This is a genomic window from Bacillota bacterium, assembly GCA_024655925.1.
Classification (GTDB): Bacteria; Bacillota; DTU025; order DTU025; family JANLFS01; genus JANLFS01.
In genome coordinates this window covers 8,206-27,296 of the sequence record JANLFS010000036.1, presented here as the reverse complement: position 1 = coordinate 27,296, position 19,091 = coordinate 8,206, and the positions used below count along the sequence as shown (strand labels likewise).

Annotated in this window: 15 protein-coding genes and 1 tRNA gene; all 16 read right to left on the bottom strand. The window is 61.3% G+C overall.

Annotation, left to right across the window (positions count from 1 at the left end; all coding sequences use genetic code 11):
* On the bottom strand, nt 1–1,095 hold a 1,095-nt coding region (locus NUW23_07345), incomplete at its 3' end, for a hypothetical protein (protein ID MCR4425990.1).
* Between the two features lie 116 nt (nt 1,096–1,211).
* Entirely contained in the window at nt 1,212–2,534 is a 1,323-nt protein-coding gene (locus NUW23_07340; GenBank protein MCR4425989.1) for a cyclic 2,3-diphosphoglycerate synthase, read from the bottom strand.
* Nucleotides 2,521–3,930, bottom strand: a complete 1,410-nt coding sequence (locus NUW23_07335) for a GlmL-related ornithine degradation protein (GenBank protein MCR4425988.1) — start codon at nt 3,928–3,930, stop codon at nt 2,521–2,523. Before NUW23_07335 ends, NUW23_07340 begins: the two co-directional genes overlap by 14 nt.
* Entirely contained in the window at nt 3,927–6,131 is a 2,205-nt protein-coding gene (gene oraE, locus NUW23_07330; GenBank protein MCR4425987.1) for a D-ornithine 4,5-aminomutase subunit OraE, read from the bottom strand. The genes NUW23_07335 and oraE overlap by 4 nt, the downstream gene beginning before the upstream one ends.
* Entirely contained in the window at nt 6,115–6,522 is a 408-nt protein-coding gene (locus tag NUW23_07325) for an ornithine aminomutase subunit alpha (GenBank protein MCR4425986.1), read from the bottom strand. Before NUW23_07325 ends, oraE begins: the two co-directional genes overlap by 17 nt.
* 16 nt (nt 6,523–6,538) lie before the next feature.
* Nucleotides 6,539–7,933: a 2-amino-4-oxopentanoate thiolase subunit OrtB gene (ortB, locus tag NUW23_07320; GenBank protein MCR4425985.1), complete on the bottom strand. Its 1,395-nt coding sequence runs from the start codon at nt 7,931–7,933 to the stop codon at nt 6,539–6,541.
* 13 nt (nt 7,934–7,946) lie between these two features.
* A complete protein-coding gene (gene ortA, locus NUW23_07315) occupies nt 7,947–8,258 on the bottom strand; it encodes a 2-amino-4-oxopentanoate thiolase subunit OrtA (protein MCR4425984.1) in 312 nt (103 codons plus the stop codon).
* Nucleotides 8,252–9,298, bottom strand: coding sequence for a 2,4-diaminopentanoate dehydrogenase (gene ord / locus NUW23_07310; GenBank protein ID MCR4425983.1), 1,047 nt, complete (start codon nt 9,296–9,298; stop codon nt 8,252–8,254). Before ord ends, ortA begins: the two co-directional genes overlap by 7 nt.
* A 336-nt stretch (nt 9,299–9,634) precedes the next feature.
* Nucleotides 9,635–12,097: an endopeptidase La gene (gene lon / locus NUW23_07305; protein MCR4425982.1), complete on the bottom strand. Its 2,463-nt coding sequence runs from the start codon at nt 12,095–12,097 to the stop codon at nt 9,635–9,637.
* A gap of 456 nt (nt 12,098–12,553) precedes the next feature.
* Nucleotides 12,554–14,233, bottom strand: coding sequence for an ATP-dependent protease LonB (gene lonB, locus NUW23_07300; GenBank protein ID MCR4425981.1), 1,680 nt, complete (start codon nt 14,231–14,233; stop codon nt 12,554–12,556).
* Between the two features lie 123 nt (nt 14,234–14,356).
* A complete protein-coding gene (gene clpX, locus NUW23_07295) occupies nt 14,357–15,622 on the bottom strand; it encodes an ATP-dependent Clp protease ATP-binding subunit ClpX (GenBank protein ID MCR4425980.1) in 1,266 nt (421 codons plus the stop codon).
* Nucleotides 15,623–15,634: 12 nt separating this feature from the next.
* Nucleotides 15,635–16,228 carry an ATP-dependent Clp endopeptidase proteolytic subunit ClpP gene (clpP, locus tag NUW23_07290; GenBank protein MCR4425979.1) on the bottom strand — a complete coding sequence of 198 codons (594 nt, stop codon included), beginning with the start codon at nt 16,226–16,228 and terminating at the stop codon, nt 15,635–15,637.
* 34 nt (nt 16,229–16,262) lie between these two features.
* Nucleotides 16,263–17,729: a trigger factor gene (gene tig, locus NUW23_07285; GenBank protein MCR4425978.1), complete on the bottom strand. Its 1,467-nt coding sequence runs from the start codon at nt 17,727–17,729 to the stop codon at nt 16,263–16,265.
* A 162-nt stretch (nt 17,730–17,891) separates the two neighbouring features.
* Nucleotides 17,892–17,968: transfer RNA gene (locus NUW23_07280), tRNA-Arg, on the bottom strand.
* Between the two features lie 134 nt (nt 17,969–18,102).
* Nucleotides 18,103–18,525, bottom strand: a complete 423-nt coding sequence (locus NUW23_07275; GenBank protein ID MCR4425977.1) for a HEPN domain-containing protein — start codon at nt 18,523–18,525, stop codon at nt 18,103–18,105.
* Entirely contained in the window at nt 18,492–18,905 is a 414-nt protein-coding gene (locus tag NUW23_07270) for a nucleotidyltransferase domain-containing protein (protein ID MCR4425976.1), read from the bottom strand. Before NUW23_07270 ends, NUW23_07275 begins: the two co-directional genes overlap by 34 nt.
* Nucleotides 18,906–19,091: the final 186 nt, after the last annotated feature.

Here is a 19,091-nt window from a genome sequence, read left to right as displayed (position 1 = left end):
GGCCCTGCGTCCTGAGCGGTTGAAGCCAGGATGCAGGGCCTCGCTCCGATTGCTCAAGACGGAGATGCCCGCCTTGGCACCGAGTCTGACGCCTTTTGTGGGAACATGGGACAAGTCCGCGTGTAACGCCAGCTCCACTTGATCACTTGCAGGCATGAGCGGATGGAGATCCACCCCGAGCTTGGCCTCGGCGCTGGCCCGAGTGCCCTTGCCCGGTTTGAATGTCCACCCCACCGTCATGTCCACCGAGTCCAGGTCCGAGAGCGTGTCGTCGGGGAACCATTTCCGGGCACCGGCAACCGTGAGGTCCAACTGGTGTTCGCGCTTGAGGAGCCAGGCCCCCCAGACCCTTGCGGTCCCTTTGACGTATGACTCAGCCACAGCGTTGGGATAGGTCTTCACCCGGTGAGAGGCCTCCGCCCCAAGCTTGAGTGACTTGGAGATTGCCCAGCTAGCTGACACCTCCACGTCCTGAGTACAGGACGTCCACCTTGGGTTTCGCGGCATGTCTTTCCCGCTGAGCTCCACTCTGGCGGCTGCGTCTACCCCTTTCACCGGGGACCAGACAGCTCTCGCCTGAAACGATCTTTCAGCATAGTCCCGGTCCGGGTTTGATCGGAAATCACGGACTGCGAACGATCCCCTGCCCGAGATCTGCCATGGCCGCCTGGACCGGGGGTACTCGAACCGGAATGAGGCGGTCGTCTCGCAGTAGGTGTCGCCCGGAGTCCACGGGCTCTCGAGGTCCTCTAGGGACAGCCCGAGCCACACTCGACCCTCGCCTGCGGGCACCACGAAAGTCGTACCGACATCACCCCTGAGGGTCCCGGCCGTCGTGGCTTTCGCGGATGCGGTGAGAGCAACCTCCCGGCCTTCGGCCAAAGAACAATCGAGTCGCAGCGACACCTCGCACGCGGCCGAGGGCTCGTCCGCGTCCAAAGAGAGTCGCAGAGTACCCGATGGAGCTGGCGTCGAGGCGGACACGGTTGCCGCAGGCACCATGGCGGCGAGTACAGGAATGGCGATCATGGCGACTGCGGCCGGGAAACGCAATGACCCGAGTGAACCATTCCGGAAGGAGAGTCGTCTTGCCACAAAATCCCCTCCCATTCGTGAAGTTCCGGGTCCATGATACCATTAGATGGAACTCCTGTAAATTCACGGACTGGGTGAATGGGAGTAAGGCTAGCACCTCCGGCCGGATCTTGTGATCAGTGCCTCACGAACTTCGAACGCACGATCTCGCCCAGGTCAGGCCCGGATATCTGGTCCAGTTCGTATCTTACTCTCACCGCCGGCTTGTTCAGGTGCAGGACCCTCCTCAGGTCTATCGGGGTGCCTATCAGGACCAGGTCTGCGTCTGAGCTGTTGATGGTCTGCTCGAGTTCAGCCATCTGTTTCTTGCCGTAGCCCATCGCTGGGAGCAAGGGTTCGAGGTGGTGGAACCTATCCAGAGTGTCCACTATGGAGCCCACCGCGAACGGCCGGGGGTCCACCAGGGCCGCCGCGCCAAGGTTCTGCGCGGCAACCACGCCCGCGCCGTAGCCCATCTCGCCGTGGGTGAGAGTCGGCCCGTCCTCGATCACCAGCACCCGCTTGCCGCGGACCATACCCGGGTCCTCCACACTTACAGGGGAGGCCGCCTCGATGATCTTCGCCCTCGGGTTGAGCCGCTCGACCGTCCGGCGCACTGCCGCGACGTTGTCCGGCTCAGCCGTGTCTACCTTGTTTATGATCACAACATCTGCCATCCTGACATTAGCCTCACCTGGGTGGTAGGATACCTCATGCCCAGGCCGGTGCGGATCAGCCAGGGTGATGTGCAGGTCGGACTTGTAGAACGGCAGGTCATTGTTCCCCCCATCCCAGAGAATCACGTCCGCTTCCTGCTCGGCCTCAGCCAGGATCCGTCCGTAGTCGACTCCCGCGTAGACGATGACGCCCCGGTCGATGTGTGGCTCGTATTCCTCCCGCTCCTCAATGGTGCATTCGTGCCGGTCCAGGTCTTCGTGGGAAGCGAACCTCTGGACTGCCTGCCGGGCGAGGTCTCCATAAGGCATCGGGTGCCTGACGGCCACGACCCGAAGTCCCGCGCCGATCAGGACCTGACTCACGTACCTGGTGGTCTGGCTCTTTCCCACTCCCGTTCTCACCGCGCATACTGCCACCACTGGCACTTTAGACTTGAGCATCGTGGTGGATGGCCCCATCAGCCTGAAGTCCGCCCCAGCTGCCAGGACCTTCGACGCCGTGTGCATCACGTCGTTGTGCGAGATGTCGCTGTACGCAAACACGACCTGAGAAACGTCATATCTCTTTATGAGATCCACCAGTTCGGTCTCGGGGTAGATCGGGATCCCGCCTGGGTAGAGCTGACCCGCAAGACTGGCCGGATAGACTCTCCCTGCTATGTCCGGGATCTGGGTCGCGGTGAAGGCCACGACCTCATAGGCTTCGTTGTCCCTGAAGTGGACGTTGAAGTTGTGGAAGTCGCGCCCCGCCGCCCCCATGATGATCACTCTAGTTCTTGCCATATCGTGCCACCCTTTCCGTTTCTCTTGCCAAAATCCCAAGGCTTTTGAGAACGATCACTCGCGCGGCCTCGGGGTGCACGCGGCTCATCACCCCCGCCGCAGCCATTATGTAGTTTGAGTCCACGGCGGTCACCGCCCCTTCCCCGGGGAGGAGCTTTCCGTCGTGCGCCCGCGCTTTGCACAATCCCAGGAGGTCCCGAGTCCCAGGGATCCGTGCCATGACTCCCCCCGTCCCGATGATCCATCGAACCGCTGTGAGGTCTCGGCCCTCCGCCACTTTCTGGCGCCCGCCGGGGCCGTAGAGCTCTCTGATCTGACCCACGTGGCGCCCGATCGCGATCCTCACCGCATGCCTGGCCAGGGTGGAGACCGCTGCGACGTCGTTCGGGGTAGTTGGGATCGGCGGAGGGGAGACTGCGATCTCGAACCCGGCATCCCCAAGCTCCCGCCGGATCCTGTCAGCCCCAACCAGGTCAACGATGTTGGAGGCATTGACGTACACTCCGAGGTCCCCCTCGACAGTCCTCTTGGCAAGAGGCTCCGGATTCACCTGCACCCGACGGATCTCCTCTGTCCCTTCCGTCACAGAATGGATGTCCGTGGTCGCGCCGCCCACGTCCACAACCATGAGGTCGCCTATCTCCTCGTAGAGCTCCTTGGCCATCGCCATGACCGCCCCCGGCACGGGCATTATGGGGCCGTCCGCCCACTCTCTGATCCGGAACATGCCGGGTGCGCCAACTATGTGCTCCTCAAAGACTTCCTGGATCACCTTGCGTGCCGGCTCGACGTCGAGGACGTCCACCCTGGGGTAGACATTGTCGACTACTCGAAGAGACGACGGCGAGCCCTCGAACGCCCGTCGAACATCATTCCGCGCCGCCGTGTTTCCGGCGTATATAACCGGCACCGGCAGCCGCATGCTTGCGATGGCCCTGGCGTTGTGGATCGCGGTCTCCCGCTCACCCCAATCTACGCCCCCGGCGAGAAGGATGATGGTCGGCCTGACCTCGCGGATCTCATCGAGGTCACCCGGGGTGAGCTTCCCCGCGGTGACCATTTTGACTATGGCACCCGCCCCGAGCGCGGCCTCCTTCGCCGCCCGCACGGTCATATCGTACACCAGTCCATGCACTGTCATCCGAAGGCCACCCGCCGCGCTCGAGCAAGCGGCAGCGTGTTTCCACTGGACGTCGTCCGCCCTCACCGAATCTGCGAGGTCCCGCACTGCCCGAGACAGGCCCACCCAGACGTCGCCTTCGAGCACTGTGGTCCTGTGCGAACCCTGTCCGATCACGTGCGGGTGGCCGTCGTCGATCCCCCCGAACGCGGTCACGACCGTGGTGGTGGACCCGATCTCAGCCACCAGGAGATCCGCACTCACCCGGGTGCTCACGACAGCCCCCTCCTGCGGCGGACTAGAAAACCTGCCACCTGCACTCCGCGGGTGCCCCGCCCGAACCCGGCGTCCAATCCGGCCTCCCGGGCCATCTCGTCAGTGACCTGCGTGCCTCCTGCCACCAGGATGAGCTTGTCTCTGACCCCTTTCTCGATGCACAGTTCGGACAGTTTTCTCATGTTTATCTTGTGAATATCAGCGTGAGTTATGATGGTGGATATGAGGATAGCTTCGGCTCCCGTCTCGATCGCCGCGTCCACGACCTTCTCAACGGGCACCGATGTCCCAAGGTAGTGGCATCCTATCCCATATTTCTCTATCCCCCCATGCTTGATGTCGAGGATCTCCCTCATTCCCACGGAGTGTTCATCCTCCCCTACCGTGGCTGCGACGATGCTCATGGGACGGGCCTCGATGTCCGCCCAGATCTCGTCCTCCGAAAGCATCTCCTGTTTCGGCGGAAGCGTGAGGGTGGATGGGTCCACCGCAAACCTGATCTTACCCCGCACCTCCATCACCGACCCCTCAGAGGGGTGCATCACCCGCTTGTGGATCACCTCCGCACCCTCCATGCCCATCTTCGAGGCGATCTCGAGCGCCGCCCGTTCCGCCCGGTCCGGGTCGGCTGGCAGGAACAGAGTCATGCACACTACACCGTCGGCGAACCACTCGACTTCGGGGACTATGAGGCCACGGTCGCGTATTTCCCTGCCCCGCTCCAGCCTCGCGAGGACGTTGTCTTCTGGATCGAGTTCGTCGATGTACACGATCTTGTCTCGGTCACACAGGGTGCACCCGCCGATCAGATCGCACGGACGGCCGAGGCCCTCCGGGAGGTGGTTTTCGCCGAAGTGCCCACACACTGGGGCCATGTAGTCAGCTTCCCGGGGGACGACCGTCCCGGAAGCCACACCTCCCGTCGCTTCCCGCACGATCCCATCGCCGTGCCGTTCCGGATAGCAACCTGAATCCACGAAGAACCCAGCCTCCACAGCTGAGAAATACCCTCCCAACTTGAGAATCTCCTCGAGGAACAGCACCGCCCTCTCTTTGATCTCCCGTGCCCTCGCCCCAAGCTCGCCGTCGGTTCGGAGTTCCAACATATCGGAGATGCCGTCGAGGCCCAGGAGGGCTTGGTTCGCTGTGTCCACCGCAGCCACGGAGTTGTAATGCCATGGGAGGTTCCTGCCCTCGTCCGGGGTGATGGTGCTCTGGATGTCCGCGGACGTGAGCCTCGAGATCAAGACGTTGAGAGTGTGAGTGATCGTGGCCTCCCTGGTGTCCGACTCGATGTACTTCGTGTTCATCTGCGCCCGCATCCGAAACCCGGGGAAGAAATCGCGCAGGGCCACGGCGTAGGGGAGATCCATCCGGACGCATGGAGCTGGAGGTGCGGCCGGGGGGACTGTAGACAGGCATATCTGGTCAGGCCGCATGCCCGCCTCCATGGAATACTGGGCGTTTATGGCGTGCTGGACCATGAGCTCAGGCATGACCCGCCAGGCCTCCCTCGCGGTGGCGTTCGCGTTGTGCGCTCCGTCTATCTGGATCATGCCGGCCTCGGCCATCAGGCTCTTCGCGACCGCCGCGTCCACGAAGGACCGGCACATGTTGACGTTCCGATAGAGCACGTTGTACTGGGGATCCTGGTGCGCGCCGTTGACTCCTTCCTCCACGAAGAGCACGGCAATCTCGGGGCCTGCGACACCTGACACATAGGAATGAAGGTTGATCGGACGGCCGACCTCGTCCTCTATCATATCCAACGCCTTCCTGGTGGCCCTGAGCTGTTTGCGCGTGATAGGGACCCCACCCACTCCCTCCGGTGTTCCCTCGATCAGCCCATCGTAATGGCTCTGGCCCGTGGTGCGGATCACCATGATATGGTCGGCTCCGTGCCAGGCGGCCATGCGCATTCGGCGGATGTCATCCTCGAACCGCCCTGAGGCGATTTCGGCGGTGATGACGCAGTCGGGCTGGGGGTTGATGCCCCCGAAGCTCTTCGCGGCTGGCAGAGGCACGCCCGCTGCTACTCCATCCGAGACTTGCCTGTATTCGAACTTGCCGATGCGGACGGGGTTGCCGGAGGTGTCGGAGACCCTCCGTCTCCAGGTGAACCCGCGTCTCCTTGGGGTGTAGTGCTCGAGCCCTGAGAGGATTTCGCGGATGTCGATTTTCCTGTCAGGATCGAGCCCCATGGTGAACACCTCCATACCATCCCACGACTTCCTCCCACGCGTCGTCCCCGGAGAGCGCCTCGGCGGCTTTCCTGAGGCCCAGAGAGTGCTCCTTGGCATACCTGAGCACCACGTTGCCGGCACCGTGGCCCAGGAGCCCTCTTTCTGCACATCGCCGGACTACCTCTTGTGCTTTCACACTGTCGATCCCCATGCGCAGCAGGACCGATCTTTCGATGGAAGGGGACGTGTGCGTGCGGGCAAGCCTCACCAGGGGCGCCACTACCTCCCGGGCGAGTGACCAGAACCTCTCCCGGAGCTCCTCATCGCCCAAGCCCTCCAGGTGCTTCCGGCGGGTCTCGAAGTCATCGGGGCGGTCCTTGGGTCCCTTTCGGCTTGGTTGGGCGTCCACGGTATCTACCTCCCGGCTATGGTTCTCTGACTATGGTTCTGACGAAGTCCGTGCTGGTCCTGGTCTCCTCAGCCAGAAACGCGATGTCCCTGTCGTCCACCGGCGTCCCTGCGGCTGCTCTCAGTGCGTTCCTCACATACGACCCGCGCATAGCCTCGAGGTCCACGTCCACCGCCTTCACCTGCGACAAGTGCTCCGGGATCACTATGGTATGCCCAGGCTTGTTCTCCCTGGGGTCGCCGCGGCGGACTTCTATCCCATGCTCGCGCGCGAACGTGAGCTGAGCGGAGGGGCACTTGCCCGCCCCAGTGTACTCGGTCTCCTGCACCACCAGGATCTGGTCCTCCGGCATCTCCCGGGCCAGCGCAAGCGCAGCCGCGAGCGAGGTGTTTCCCGCAGGCCCTCTCTGCATCCCTTCCAGCTGGGCCAGGGCCTCGGTGGTATAGAACACGTCACCCTGAGTCACGGTGACGTAGCGGTCCATGTACCTAAGAGGCCGCGCCGCGTTTCTCGGGACGTCCACGCGGTCAGGCCATGTGGCAAAGGGTATCCCGAACCCGGTGTGCCCGGTGGTAAAGGACTTCCTGTTGAAGTCGTGGTTGGAGGCCATGTGAAGGCCGGAGAGGTCCACGCTCGCCGCGACCAATCTCGTGCTCCCGCACCCGGCCTTCCGGAGGCCACGAGCGGTTCCTGTGACATTGCCGCCTCCGGCGTGGGTCACCAGGACCACGTCAGGCGCCCGGCCTTCCGCCTCCTTAAGCTGAACCCCGATCTCGTGTCCGAGGGTCTCGACTCCAGCGATTCCGAAAGGGGTGTAGAGTGAGGCGTTGAAGTACCCGGTCTCCTCCAGCAGCGTGAGGAAGACATAGAAAAGTTCGGGTCCGACAGTGAGCTGGATAACCTCGGCCCCGTACGCCTCGCACGCCCTGGCTTTCTCGAGTATCTCCGGCTGGCCGGTCATGGTGGAATCGTAAGTCTCCTGAACGATGATGCACGCAAGCCCAGCCTTAGCCGCCTGCGACGCCACCGCGGCGCCGTAGTTGCCCGAGGTCGCGGCGATCACCCCGGAGAAGCCCAGGGTTCGCGCCCTGTGGACCGAGACAGAGGCGCGCCTGTCCTTAAAGCTCCCAGAAGGGTTCACCGCCTCATCCTTCACAAAGATCCTGGCGCCGAAGCCCCGCGGCGCGGTCTTCCTCATCGCCCGGGTGATGTTGTGCAACTCCACGAGCGGGGTGTTCCCAACGTTGGCGGCGGCCTGGATCCGGCGGACTTCGGCGATGGAGTACCCCACTCTCTCCATCATCGCTTCATAGTCGAACGCAATCCCGCCCGTCTCGAACTGGGAGTAGTCGACGCCGACGGACTTTATCATGATCTCGTTCTTCCGGGACATGACGGCTTTGTAGGACATGGTTCTACCTGCCTTACCCATCTTGCGCAATGAGTGCGCGCAGTTCTGCCCCTATCTGGGCGAGTTCCGGGATGGGGTCGCCGAACCCGTGGGTGTGCGCGGGCCACACCGCCACTAGTTCTCCTGTGACCTTCCTGCCAGTGGGCGTGAGGACCATCACCTGTTCACCCAGACGCGCCGCGTCTAACGCCGTCCCTTTGACCAGCATTACCAGGGGGACTTTGCGGGTGTCCGCTGGCAGGTTCTCCGCCCTCTCCTCCGGTTCGAGCACCACCCGGCTTATCTGAACCAGATCACCTGCCGCCGCCGAAGCCCTGTTCAGCATCGGAGACCACCACCCGGTGAGAGGTGTGCGGAAGGGGTTGGGAGATCGCGCATGGTCAGAAGCCCGGGCGGGGCAGCCATGACTCTTGGGATCATGTTCGCTGATATAGCGATGGTGCCCGTCCCCCCTGGAATCTCGGGCTTCATGGCAAGGTTCACTCCGGGGACGCCTTCGATCCATATGAAGTCGCCGGTCTCCACGCCTTCGGCTGATGGAAGCACAGCCTGCGGGTGCTCAAGTGTTATGACCTCCCTGCCGCCCGAAAACGCCCGGGCGATGTGCCTGCATCCGGCCACCATCCCAGGGAGGACCCGGGCATACTTCGTCACACGCTCGGTGCGGGATATGATGGGTTCCCTGGTCTCCCGTATCTCGTCCAGCTTCCACCCAAGGGCGTCCGCGATCATGTGCATGGACTCCGGAAACCCGATGTGCCCCACGATAGCTCCGCTCGCGATGCCTTGCCAGAACTCGTCCTCAGTCGTAGCCACGCCCTGGGTCCGCATGACAGTCGGCCCAAAGGGAGAGAGGTCGTTTATCCGGGCCGCGCGTACCCGGGTCACTTCGGCGCAGACTGAGGTGAGGGTGATGATGAGAGTGTCCAGAATGAACCCTGGGTTGATCCCGGTGCCAAGCACAGACACACCGTGTTCCTTTGCGAGCTCGTCAATGCGCCGTGCGATGTCCGGATCAGCGGCCATGGGGTAAGCCATCTCCTCGGCGATGGATATCACGTTCTTCCCATGGCGGACTGCGAGAAGGATCTGGCCAGACACATCCCTGAGAAAGGAGCCAGTCGCGACCACGACGACCTGAGCGTCTCGGCCTTCTCCCTCGAGCACGGATACGGGGTCACCGGATACGATCACCCCCGGATAGGCCGAAGGCTCGCCTATGACCTCCCCGAGGGACCGCCCGATCTTGGCGGGATCAGAGTCAATCGCGCCCACGACCACGGCTGAGTCTCTACTTGCAAGAAGTCTTGCGATTCCGCCTCCCATGGCTCCCAATCCCCAGCTTACGACCATTGTTCTCCCCATTCCGAACCCTCCCGAACCCGGACAGGCCGGATCCAACAAATGCATCTATATACATCGATGCATAGTCTCGCGCAAAAAAGAATCTGCCAGTTCCCATGCACGCGCAGATAGTTATTATATTCTATGCCTGTTGGAGAATTCCTTTCCGCCCGGCACGAACAACAGATCCCTCACTCGGGGCCGGCAGCCCGCGGGCCGCGCGGGTCCTGGTGGGGAGTCGAGCCGACGCGCCGTGTTCTTCAGTATGAGCGACAAACCGATTGCTGGAGATGTAAACGGACAGGGCACCCCTTCTGGGGTGCTTCTGAGTGGACGAACACGCCTGCCGTCTGGGCGTCAGCAAACAGCCGGCGGCGCCGGTGGCAAAGGAATCGCTCCTGGTGGCATCGGGAGCCCCGCTGCGGTCTGGCTGTCCACGCTCTCCCGACACACACATTCCCCGTCAGAATCGGACGCTGGGACCAGGGCGACTGCGAGGACTTCGTCCATGTGGGACACTTCCACGAATTCAATGCTCTCTCTTACGTTCGCGGGGATGTCTTCCAGGTCCTTATGGTTCCCGTCAGGCATTATGACATACTTGATGCCCGCCCTGTGCGCCGCTAGGACTTTCTCCTTGAGCCCTCCGATTGGGAGCACTCTCCCACGCAGAGTGATTTCACCGGTCATTGCCACATCTCTACGCACTGGCCTTCCCCCGAGGGCGGACGCGAGCGCCGTCGCCATTGCGATACCCGCCGACGGCCCGTCTTTGGGTATGGCGCCTTCGGGGATATGGACATGGACATCCTTCTTTTCGTGGAAATCGTCGGGTATGCCCAGCTGGTCGGCTCTAGAGCGGACGTAGGTGTAGCCCGCCTGAGCGGACTCGCGCATGACCTCACCCAGCTTGCCGGTGAGTGTGAGTTTGCCGGTACCTTTCATCGCGGAAACCTCGACGGCAAGGATCTCCCCACCTGTCTCGGTCCAGGCAAGCCCTGTCGCGACTCCCACCTTGTCCTCGGTCTCGGCCACTCCGTACCTGTACTGCGGGATGCCCAGATGCTTCTGGACATCGCTGATCTTCACCGTGAACGGCCCGGACTCCCCGGCAACCACGCCTCTCGCGAGTTTTCGGCAGATGCTGCCGATCTGGCGTTCGAGGTTCCTGACTCCCGACTCCCGGGTGTAGCTGCGGATGATCTCAAGGATCACGTCGCGGGAAATCGAGACATCGGACACCTTGAGCCCGTTTTCCGTGATCTGCTTGGGGATGAGGAACCCCTGGGCAATGTGGACCTTGTCCTCTTCGGTGTACCCCGGAATCGTGATTATCTCCATTCTGTCCTGGAGCGGGCGAGGAATGGAGAAGAGCACATTCGCGGTGGTGATGAAGAGCACGTCCGAGAGGTCTACGGTGACCTCCATGTAGTGGTCACCGAAAGCACAGTTCTGCTCAGGGTCAAGAACCTCGAGGAGTGCCGAGGACGGATCCCCCCGGAAATCCGAGGACATCTTGTCTACCTCATCCAGGAGGATCACAGGGTTCCTCGACCCCGCCTGCCTCATGGCCTGGATGATCTTACCCGGCATCGCGCCCACGTAAGTGCGCCTGTGCCCCCGGATCTCGGCTTCGTCTCTGACTCCCCCCAGGGAGAACCGGACGAACTTGCGCTCGAGCGCACGAGCGATCGACTTGGCGAGAGAGGTCTTGCCCACTCCCGGAGGCCCAACTAGGCACAGGATGGGGCCTTTCATCTTGGTTGTGAGTTGCCTGACCGCCAGGAACTCCAGAATACGCTCTTTGACCTTCTCGAGCCCCCAGTGGTCCTCGTCGAGAATCCTCTCAGCGAGCTTGATGTCCTTCCGGTCAGTTGTCTTCACGGACCATGGGAAGGAAAGAAGCCAATCCAGGTAATTCCTGACGACCACGGACTCCGCGGCCATTGGAGGCATATGTTCCAGCCTGTCGACTTCCCGCAAGGCCTTCTCTTCCACGTCCCGCGGAAGCTTGCACTCGTCTATCTTCTTCCTGAGCTCGTCCGCCTCTGTGCTGCGTTCGTCGCGCTCGCCGAGCTCTTTCTGGATAGCCTTGATCTGCTCGCGAAGGTAGTACTCTTTCTGGGTCTTCTCCATCTGCTTTCTGACACGAAGGTGTATCTTGCGCTCGAGTTCGAGGATCTCCATCTCCTTGCTCAAAAGGCCGCAGAGCCGCTCCAGCCTTTCGTGGACGTCCAAGCACTCCAGGATAGACTGCTTGTCTTCAATCTTGAGAGGCAAATGGCTTGCCACATCGTCGGCGAGTTGGCCTGGATCGTCGATGGATGCGACGGAGACAAGAATCTCGGGCGGGATGCGTTTAGAGAGTTTCACGTATTGCTCGAATTCATGCAATACAGTGCGCATGAGGGCCTCAACCTCGGCATTCTGCTGCCGGCGCACCGGAGAGATCTCCATCTTCACCATATAGCAGGGATCCGAAGCTACGTATTCCGCTATCCTGACTCTGTCGATTCCCTCGACGACGATGCGGATCGTCCCGTCGGGAAGCCTCACGAGCTGCTTGATCTCGGCAACGGTCCCCAAGGAATAGATGTCGTCAGGCACAGGCTCATTGACCCTCGCAAGCTTCTGGGCTGCGAGGACTATGAACCTGTCGTTACTCATGGCTTCCTCGAGGGCCGCGACGGATTTGTCTCTTCCGACCTCGAGGGGGATGGTCATCCTGGGGAACACCAGGACGCCCCGCAGAGGCAGAAGTGGCAGAACCCGACGTGATCTGGAGCCTTCCTTGGTCTCGGATCTGTCCGCTCTCGTCACGGGATGTATGCACCTCCTGCAGTTGGGCTAGGTATTCTCCTCCACCGGACGGATTCCTTCAAGAAAACGTTCTTGCGCAATGTAATGGCTGGAAGCAGGCCCAATCGCGGGAGAGGCGGGAAAGCGGAGGGTTGTGTGGACCGAGAGAGGATTGTCGGGCAAGCGGTGATCCGCCGAAGCGGGGGCCGTTCCGTGCTTCAGCACAAGGCGCGGGTTGCCACGGCATGTGGCGCCCGCGCCCTCGAAGGTCGGCCTGAGTCGGCCAAAAGACTTGCTTCACTGAACCCCTTCTGGCTCTACGCACTTCCCAATATGATGGCCTTTCGCATGGTACGAGCCTGGAATCCGAGTATCATAGGCGAACCGGTATAGATTCTTAGACTGCGCCCTGATGTGCCGGGGAATTCCTGGGCCTCATGTCGCCGACTTCTTATGACGGAGACAAGACTTGTCAGTTCATCCCCCGGCCGGGCTTGCCGCCGCCACCTTCTCGGGCACGCGGGTACTCGTTACGATGTCCACTGCCTGTCCGATGCGGGCGGTGGCTGCCTGGACCGCCTCCTCCACGCACTGGACCGGGACTACTGTTATGTCGGCGCGGTTCGCGAACCGGTCCTGCCAGTTCTCCCTGGGGATCAGCACTGTTGTGGCGCCCGCCCTGGCCGCAGCCTCGACTTTGGCCATGACCCCGCCGACAGGCTTGACCTCACCCCGGACAGATACTTCGCCTGTCATCGCAGTTCGGTTGTCCACTGGGACTTTGCGAATCGCGGAGTACACCGCCACTACCATGGCAACTCCCGCCGAAGGCCCGTCCACCGGGGCACCCCCAGGGAAGTTCACGTGGATGTGGTGATCCTTTGGCTCGATGCCGAAACGGCTGCGAAGCACCGTGATGACGTTGTCCACCGAACTCCGGGCCATGCTCCTTCGCCTTATGACTTTGGACCCATCACCCTGCTCTTCCTCGTCAACTACGCCCGTCACGGTGAACGTGCCCGAGCCCCTCGCGGTCGGATCAGCACATGCTTCTATCTCGATGACCGAACCCATGTTGGGACCCCAGACCGCGAGACCGTTGACCACCCCGACCTCGGGTTTCTCTGCCACTTTCCGTTCGGGGCGTGGGGAGTACTGACCGCTCTCCACTACCCACTCCACGTCAGCCCTGAGGACCAGTTTCCGCCCGTCGGTGATGGCGACGCCTGCCGCGAGTTGGATCATGTTAACGGCCTCCCGGCCGTTCTCGGCATACTTCCTGATGACGTCGATCACGCCGTCCTCCGCGTCCAACTGAATCTTGGCAAGGGCACGGGAGGCGATTTCGCCCACTTCATCGGGGGTGAGCGGGCGGAAGAAGATCTCAAGGCACCGGGATCTAATGGCCGGCGGAATATCCTGGCTTCCCCGGGTGGTCGCCCCTACGAGCCGGAAGTCCGCAGGCAGGCCGTTTCTGAATATGTCGTGTATGTGCTGGGGTATGTTGGTGTCATCTGGGCTGTAGTAGGCGGATTCCAGGAAGACCTTCCTGTCTTCGAGTACTTTGAGGAGTTTGTTCATCTGTACTGGATGGAGCTCTCCGATCTCGTCGATGAACAGGATTCCCCCATGCGCCCGGGTGACTGCGCCAGGCTTCGGCTGGGGGATCCCGGCCATTCCAAGGGGGCCCGCCCCCTGGTATATTGGGTCATGGACTGAACCGATCAAAGGGTCAGCGATCCCGCGGTCATCAAACCTGGCGATGTTGGCATCCATCTCCACGAACTTGGCGTCCGGTTGGAAGGGGGAAAGGCTGCTCTTCTTTGCTTCCTCCAGGACGACCCTGGCGGCCGCGGTCTTTCCGACCCCGGGAGGTCCGTAGAGGATGACATGCTGGGGATTTGGACCGCACAGGGCGGCCCTGAGCGACTTCAAAGCGTCGGCCTGACCTACGACGTCCTTGAAGCAGGCGGGTCTTGTCATCTCGGTAAGCGGCTTGGTGAGGCCGATTGCTCTGAGTTCCCTGAGTCTGTCCATCTCGCGTCTGGACTCTCTGTCCACCGCGGACTTGGAACCCTGCTGCGCACGGAGGAGGTTCCAGAAGTAGAGCCCGATCACGGCCGCGAAGAAGAGGTTGATCAACCCCAGGATTCCCATGCTGCTCACAGCCTTCCCCCCTGTCCACGGTCTAATATGCCCCCCGGTGGGACAACTATCCCGGCCCGCGCGGCGACCGCACGAGCCGGGACAGGGGGAACCGTCCTGAGGTTAGGGCACAGATCAGGCGGTTTCTTCTTTCTTCTTCGAGGCCTTCTTCTCGGCCAGGACCATGGTGGGCTGCGCCCGCCCCTCCACGACTTCCCGGGTCACGACTACCTTCTTAACGTCGGACCTGCCAGGGATCTCGTACATCACGTCGAGCATGAGCTTCTCCATGATGGACCTGAGCCCGCGGGCGCCTGTGTTGCGCGCTATGGCCTTCTTCGCCACAGCAACCAGGGCATCCTGTGTGATCTCGAGCTCCACCCCGTCCAGCTCGAAGAGTTTCGCGTATTGCTTCGCCAGGGCGTTCCTGGGCTCCGTGAGAATCCGGACCAGGGCTTCCTCGTCGAGTGCATCCAACGCCACCACCACCGGCAACCTGCCGATGAACTCGGGGATGAGTCCGAACTTGAGCAGGTCTTCCGGCATGATCTGACGCAGGATCTCGCCGACTTGCCGGTCCACCTTGGGGCGAACCTCTGACCCGAACCCGAGAGTCTTCTTGCCCACTCGGTTCTCTATGATCTTGTCGAGGCCCTCGAACGCCCCGCCGCAGATGAACAAGATGTTGGTGGTGTTAAGCTGGATGAACTCCTGGTGCGGGTGCTTTCGCCCGCCCTGCGGAGGTACACTGGCCACGGTGCCCTCGAGGATCTTGAGAAGCGCCTGCTGGACCCCTTCACCCGAGACATCCCTGGTAATGGAGGGGTTCTCGGACTTCCTGGCGATCTTGTCCGCCTCATCAATGTAGACGATGCCCTTCTCGGCCTTCTCGATATCGTAATCTGCAGCTTGGATCAGCTTGAGCAGGATATTCTCGACATCCTCGCCCACGTACCCCGCCTCGGTGAGGGAGGTGGCGTCCGCGATCGCGAAGGGAACGTTCAGGATCTTCGCGAGGGTCTGGGCGAGGAGCGTCTTGCCGCACCCCGTCGGACCGAGCAATAGGATATTGCTCTTCTGCAGTTCCACATCTTCTACGCGCGACTGGGAGTTGATCCGCTTGTAGTGGTTGTAGACGGCAACCGAGAGCGATTTCTTGGCCTCATCCTGCCCTATGACGTACTGGTCGAGGATGGCGCGGATCTCCTTGGGCTTGGGAATGCTGCCGAACTCCGCCTCAACCTGGGAGTTGCATTCTTCTTCGATGATCTCGTTGCAGAGTTCTATGCATTCATCGCAGATGTAGACCCCGGGGCCCGCGATGAGCTTCCTCACCTGCTCCTGAACCTTGCCGCAGAAAGAGCACTTGAGTTGCCCTTTCTCGTCGCTGAACTTGAACATACTACCACCCCTCTAGGGCTTGTGGGCCTTGCCTTCGAAGATGCTGTCTACGATGCCGTAATCCCGTGCCTCCTGTGCTGACATGTAGTGATCTCGCTCGGTATCGAGCTTGACGCGGTCTATGGGCTGCCCGGTATGACGCGCCAGGATCTCGTGGAGGATACCCTTGATCCTCAGGATTTCCCTCGCCTGGATCTCGATGTCGGTGGCCTGGCCTTGCGCCCCTCCATGGGGTTGGTGAATGAGGATTCGCGAGTAAGGCAGGGCATACCTCTTCCCCTTAGAGCCTGCTGCCAGAAGGACGGCAGCCATGCTCGCCGCGAGGCCGACACAGACCGTGGCCACCTGCGGCCGCACGTACTGCATGGTGTCATATATGGCCAGTCCCGCGGATACCGACCCTCCGGGACTGTTGATGTAGAGGTTGATGTCCTTGTCTGGGTCTTCCCCCTGGAGGAATAGCATCTGAGCGATTACGAGGTTTGCCATGTTGTCCTCGATTTCTCCGCCGATGAAGATGATCCTGTCTTTGAGCAGGCGAGAGTAGATGTCGTAAGCCCGCTCCCCGCGGTTCGTCTGCTCAACCACTATCGGAACTAGAGTCATTGTGGACCACCTTTCCCGCGAGAACCCTCGCTGTCTATTCTGCAGTCTCCCCAGTCTGCCCTGGTTCAGCTTTCTCCTCGGAAGCACCAGAGTCCTTCTTCTCATCTGGGCGGTCCTGATCATGACCTGCGTGGTCATGGTCATGCCCACCGTGTTCCTTCTCCTGGCGCTCGCACTCCTCACAGACCGCCGGCTCAGGATCAGCATCACACTTGCGGCCGAGGAACACGATGACGTTCTCGTGCATCAAGTATTCCGCCGTGCTCTGCCTGACGCTGGGCTGCGAAACCACCTTCTGAAGCTTCTTTTCGTCGGCTTTGCCCGCATAGGCCAGCATGTGCGCCGCCGCCATGGTGACCTGGTCACGTGTGGGAAGCAGGTTCTCACGCTCGGCAATGGCTTCGACCACAAGCTTGACAGCAGCCTCCTTCTGGGCCCGTTCAGAAAGCGCAGACCGGACATCGTCCACGGACTTGCCCGTAGCCTCCAGATACTTTTCCCACGTGAGCCCCTGTTCAGTCAGGCTGCCCTTGAGCCTCTCGAGCGCCCGGTCTATTTCGTGGTTGACCAGCAACGCGGGGGGCACGACCTCTGACCCCTCGACCACCGCCTCCAGCGCCCGGGCCCCCAATTCCACCAGGGCTGCGCCGGCGGCTTTGTGCTGCATGGAATGACGGATCTTGGCCTTCAGTTGGTCCAGGGTTTCAAAGCCAGCCACGTCCTTTGCGAACGCGTCGTCAAGACTCGGAAGTTGCTTGACCTTGATGTCCCTGACGGTCACGGTGAACACTGCATCGCGTCCGGCCAATTTCTCTTCGTGGTAGTCATCGGGGAACTTCACGGAGATCTCGGATTCGACGTCCTTCTTCAGCCCGACAAGCTGGTCCTCGAATCCGGGGACAAGATCTCCCGCGCCCACCAGAACCTGGACGTCCTTGCCCGATCCACCCTCGAAAGCCTCCCCGTCAATCCGCACCTGGTAGTCCATGGTAACCAAGTCATCCTTCTCGACGGTATCCCGGTCCGTCGGGATGAACTCGGCCCTCTTCTGCCGCATGCTCTCGATGGCCCGGTCCACATCTTCGTCCTTGATCTCGACGGGTTTTCGTTCCAGCTTGATGGCTTCGTAGTCAGCGAGCTTGACTTCGGGTTTCACTGTCACTTTCGCCTTGAACGTGAGCGGTTGCCCGTTTTCGAGATCAGGTGAGTCCAGCCCTTCGAACTCGGGATCCTCGAGCGGCGTAAGGTTGGTCTGCTTGAGTGCGTCCATGTATGCATCGGGCACTACAGACCTGATGACATCATCGTAAACGGCCTCGCGAGCCACGTATCTCTCCAGGAGAACCCGAGGAGCCTTGCCTTTGCGGAACCCCGGCACTTGCACCCTCTGGGCTGCCTTACGGAAAGCCGCGTTCACTCTGTCCCGGAGAACATCCTCGCCGACGACGATCTCGATCGTGGCGACGCCTTCGTTCATCCCAACCACATTCGCCTTGTACATGCTACACCTCGTTCTCCCAAGTATCCCTGGGGTAACCTATTCGACGGGGCCGAGATAGATTCCTTTGGGAAGATTCCGTCCACAAAGCGCGTGCCCCGGAGAGCGGCTGCCACCGCCACAACCGAGGCAACGAACCGGATCCAGCCATATAGTATGCGCCAATGGCGCGCCCGGCAGGGCTCGAACCTGCGGCCTATGGATTCGAAGTCCATCGCTCTGTCCGGCTGAGCTACGGGCGCGCGCCTCAGTTCGGGACTGAGTATAGCATAACCGAAAATGGGTGTAAAGGCGCTGGAGGCTCAAGGAGATGGGCCTTGATGGTGCCTGCTGGGAACCGAAGCTGCCAGCCAAAGCGAAACACGAGCGGCTGGACTCATCCATCGGCCAATGCGCTCCGCGCAGTCTCTACGACTGCCTCAGCCATATGAAGGGCCTCGTCCGCCATGGTCTTCGTATAGACATGGGCGGGGTCCTCGTACTGGCCCCTGCGAATCTCGAACGGGTACCGGACGTCCGACACATATTCCTCAAGTTCGTCCACGTACCTGACGAGCTGCTGGATTTCGGGGCTCGCGTCATGTCGGAGGAGCCGTGAGCGCATGATCGGCGAGACTATGTGGGTCTTCCCAGTGATGATGCCCATGTCAGCGAGGTAAGCTTTTGCGGCCTTCTCCGCCGCTTGTTGACAGTGATACAGTACGAGCCCGTAGATCCCCGCGTCCATGAGGACCCTGGCGGCGTGCAGATCTTGTTCCGCGTGGGCTAGGTACGCCGCCTTGAAATCCAACTCCGCCACTCCTTCTGGTACTCGTAGTCCCGTTCGACCCGCTCGCAGAATTCGCGAAGCTTGGGGACTTCTCCATACAGGACCCTGTAGCCCTCACAAATACCGAACATGATCGGGAGCTCCCGCTCCATGTTCATCTCCAGTTCCTCCGGGGTGAGCAGGATCGGAGAAACCCTCCACATGTGCTCGCCGAGCTCGTGAAGGGCTATGCCGATGTGCCTTCGTCTCGTGCGGCTGTCCGGGAGGTTCTCGGCCACGACCAGAAGGTCGATGTCAGCTGTCTCGTCCTCCTCCACGCTGCGTGCCCGGGAGCCGAACAGTATTATGGCCTTAACATCGCCAATGGTTGAGACTATATCGCGAACGATGACGTCGTAATCCGGATCCATGGAAGGTCCTCCATTCGTGGCGGAACATGCTGCCATCACTTCGATTGTACTATGTATATCCATGCCCAACAAGACGCCGCCGCACGCACCGAATGCGCCTTTCAACCCACTCTCTTGTGCCTGTTGGACAGAACAACAAGGCCCCGGGCCTCGAGGGTCCGGAGCCTCAAGCCTGATTGGGGTGGA

Coding starts and splice junctions, on each gene's coding strand:
- NUW23_07340 (MCR4425989.1), bottom strand. CDS start 2,534: ATGGCAAGAACTAGAGTGATCATCATGGGGGCGGCGGGGCGCGACTTC.
- ortA (MCR4425984.1), bottom strand. CDS start 8,258: ATGCTGAACAGGGCTTCGGCGGCGGCAGGTGATCTGGTTCAGATAAGC.
- tig (MCR4425978.1), bottom strand. CDS start 17,729: ATGTACAAGGCGAATGTGGTTGGGATGAACGAAGGCGTCGCCACGATC.
- oraE (MCR4425987.1), bottom strand. CDS start 6,131: ATGGGGCTCGATCCTGACAGGAAAATCGACATCCGCGAAATCCTCTCA.
- NUW23_07270 (MCR4425976.1), bottom strand. CDS start 18,905: ATGGATCCGGATTACGACGTCATCGTTCGCGATATAGTCTCAACCATT.
- clpX (MCR4425980.1), bottom strand. CDS start 15,622: ATGTTCAAGTTCAGCGACGAGAAAGGGCAACTCAAGTGCTCTTTCTGC.
- lonB (MCR4425981.1), bottom strand. CDS start 14,233: ATGGGAATCCTGGGGTTGATCAACCTCTTCTTCGCGGCCGTGATCGGG.
- ortB (MCR4425985.1), bottom strand. CDS start 7,933: ATGTCCTACAAAGCCGTCATGTCCCGGAAGAACGAGATCATGATAAAG.
- clpP (MCR4425979.1), bottom strand. CDS start 16,228: ATGACTCTAGTTCCGATAGTGGTTGAGCAGACGAACCGCGGGGAGCGG.
- ord (MCR4425983.1), bottom strand. CDS start 9,298: ATGGGGAGAACAATGGTCGTAAGCTGGGGATTGGGAGCCATGGGAGGC.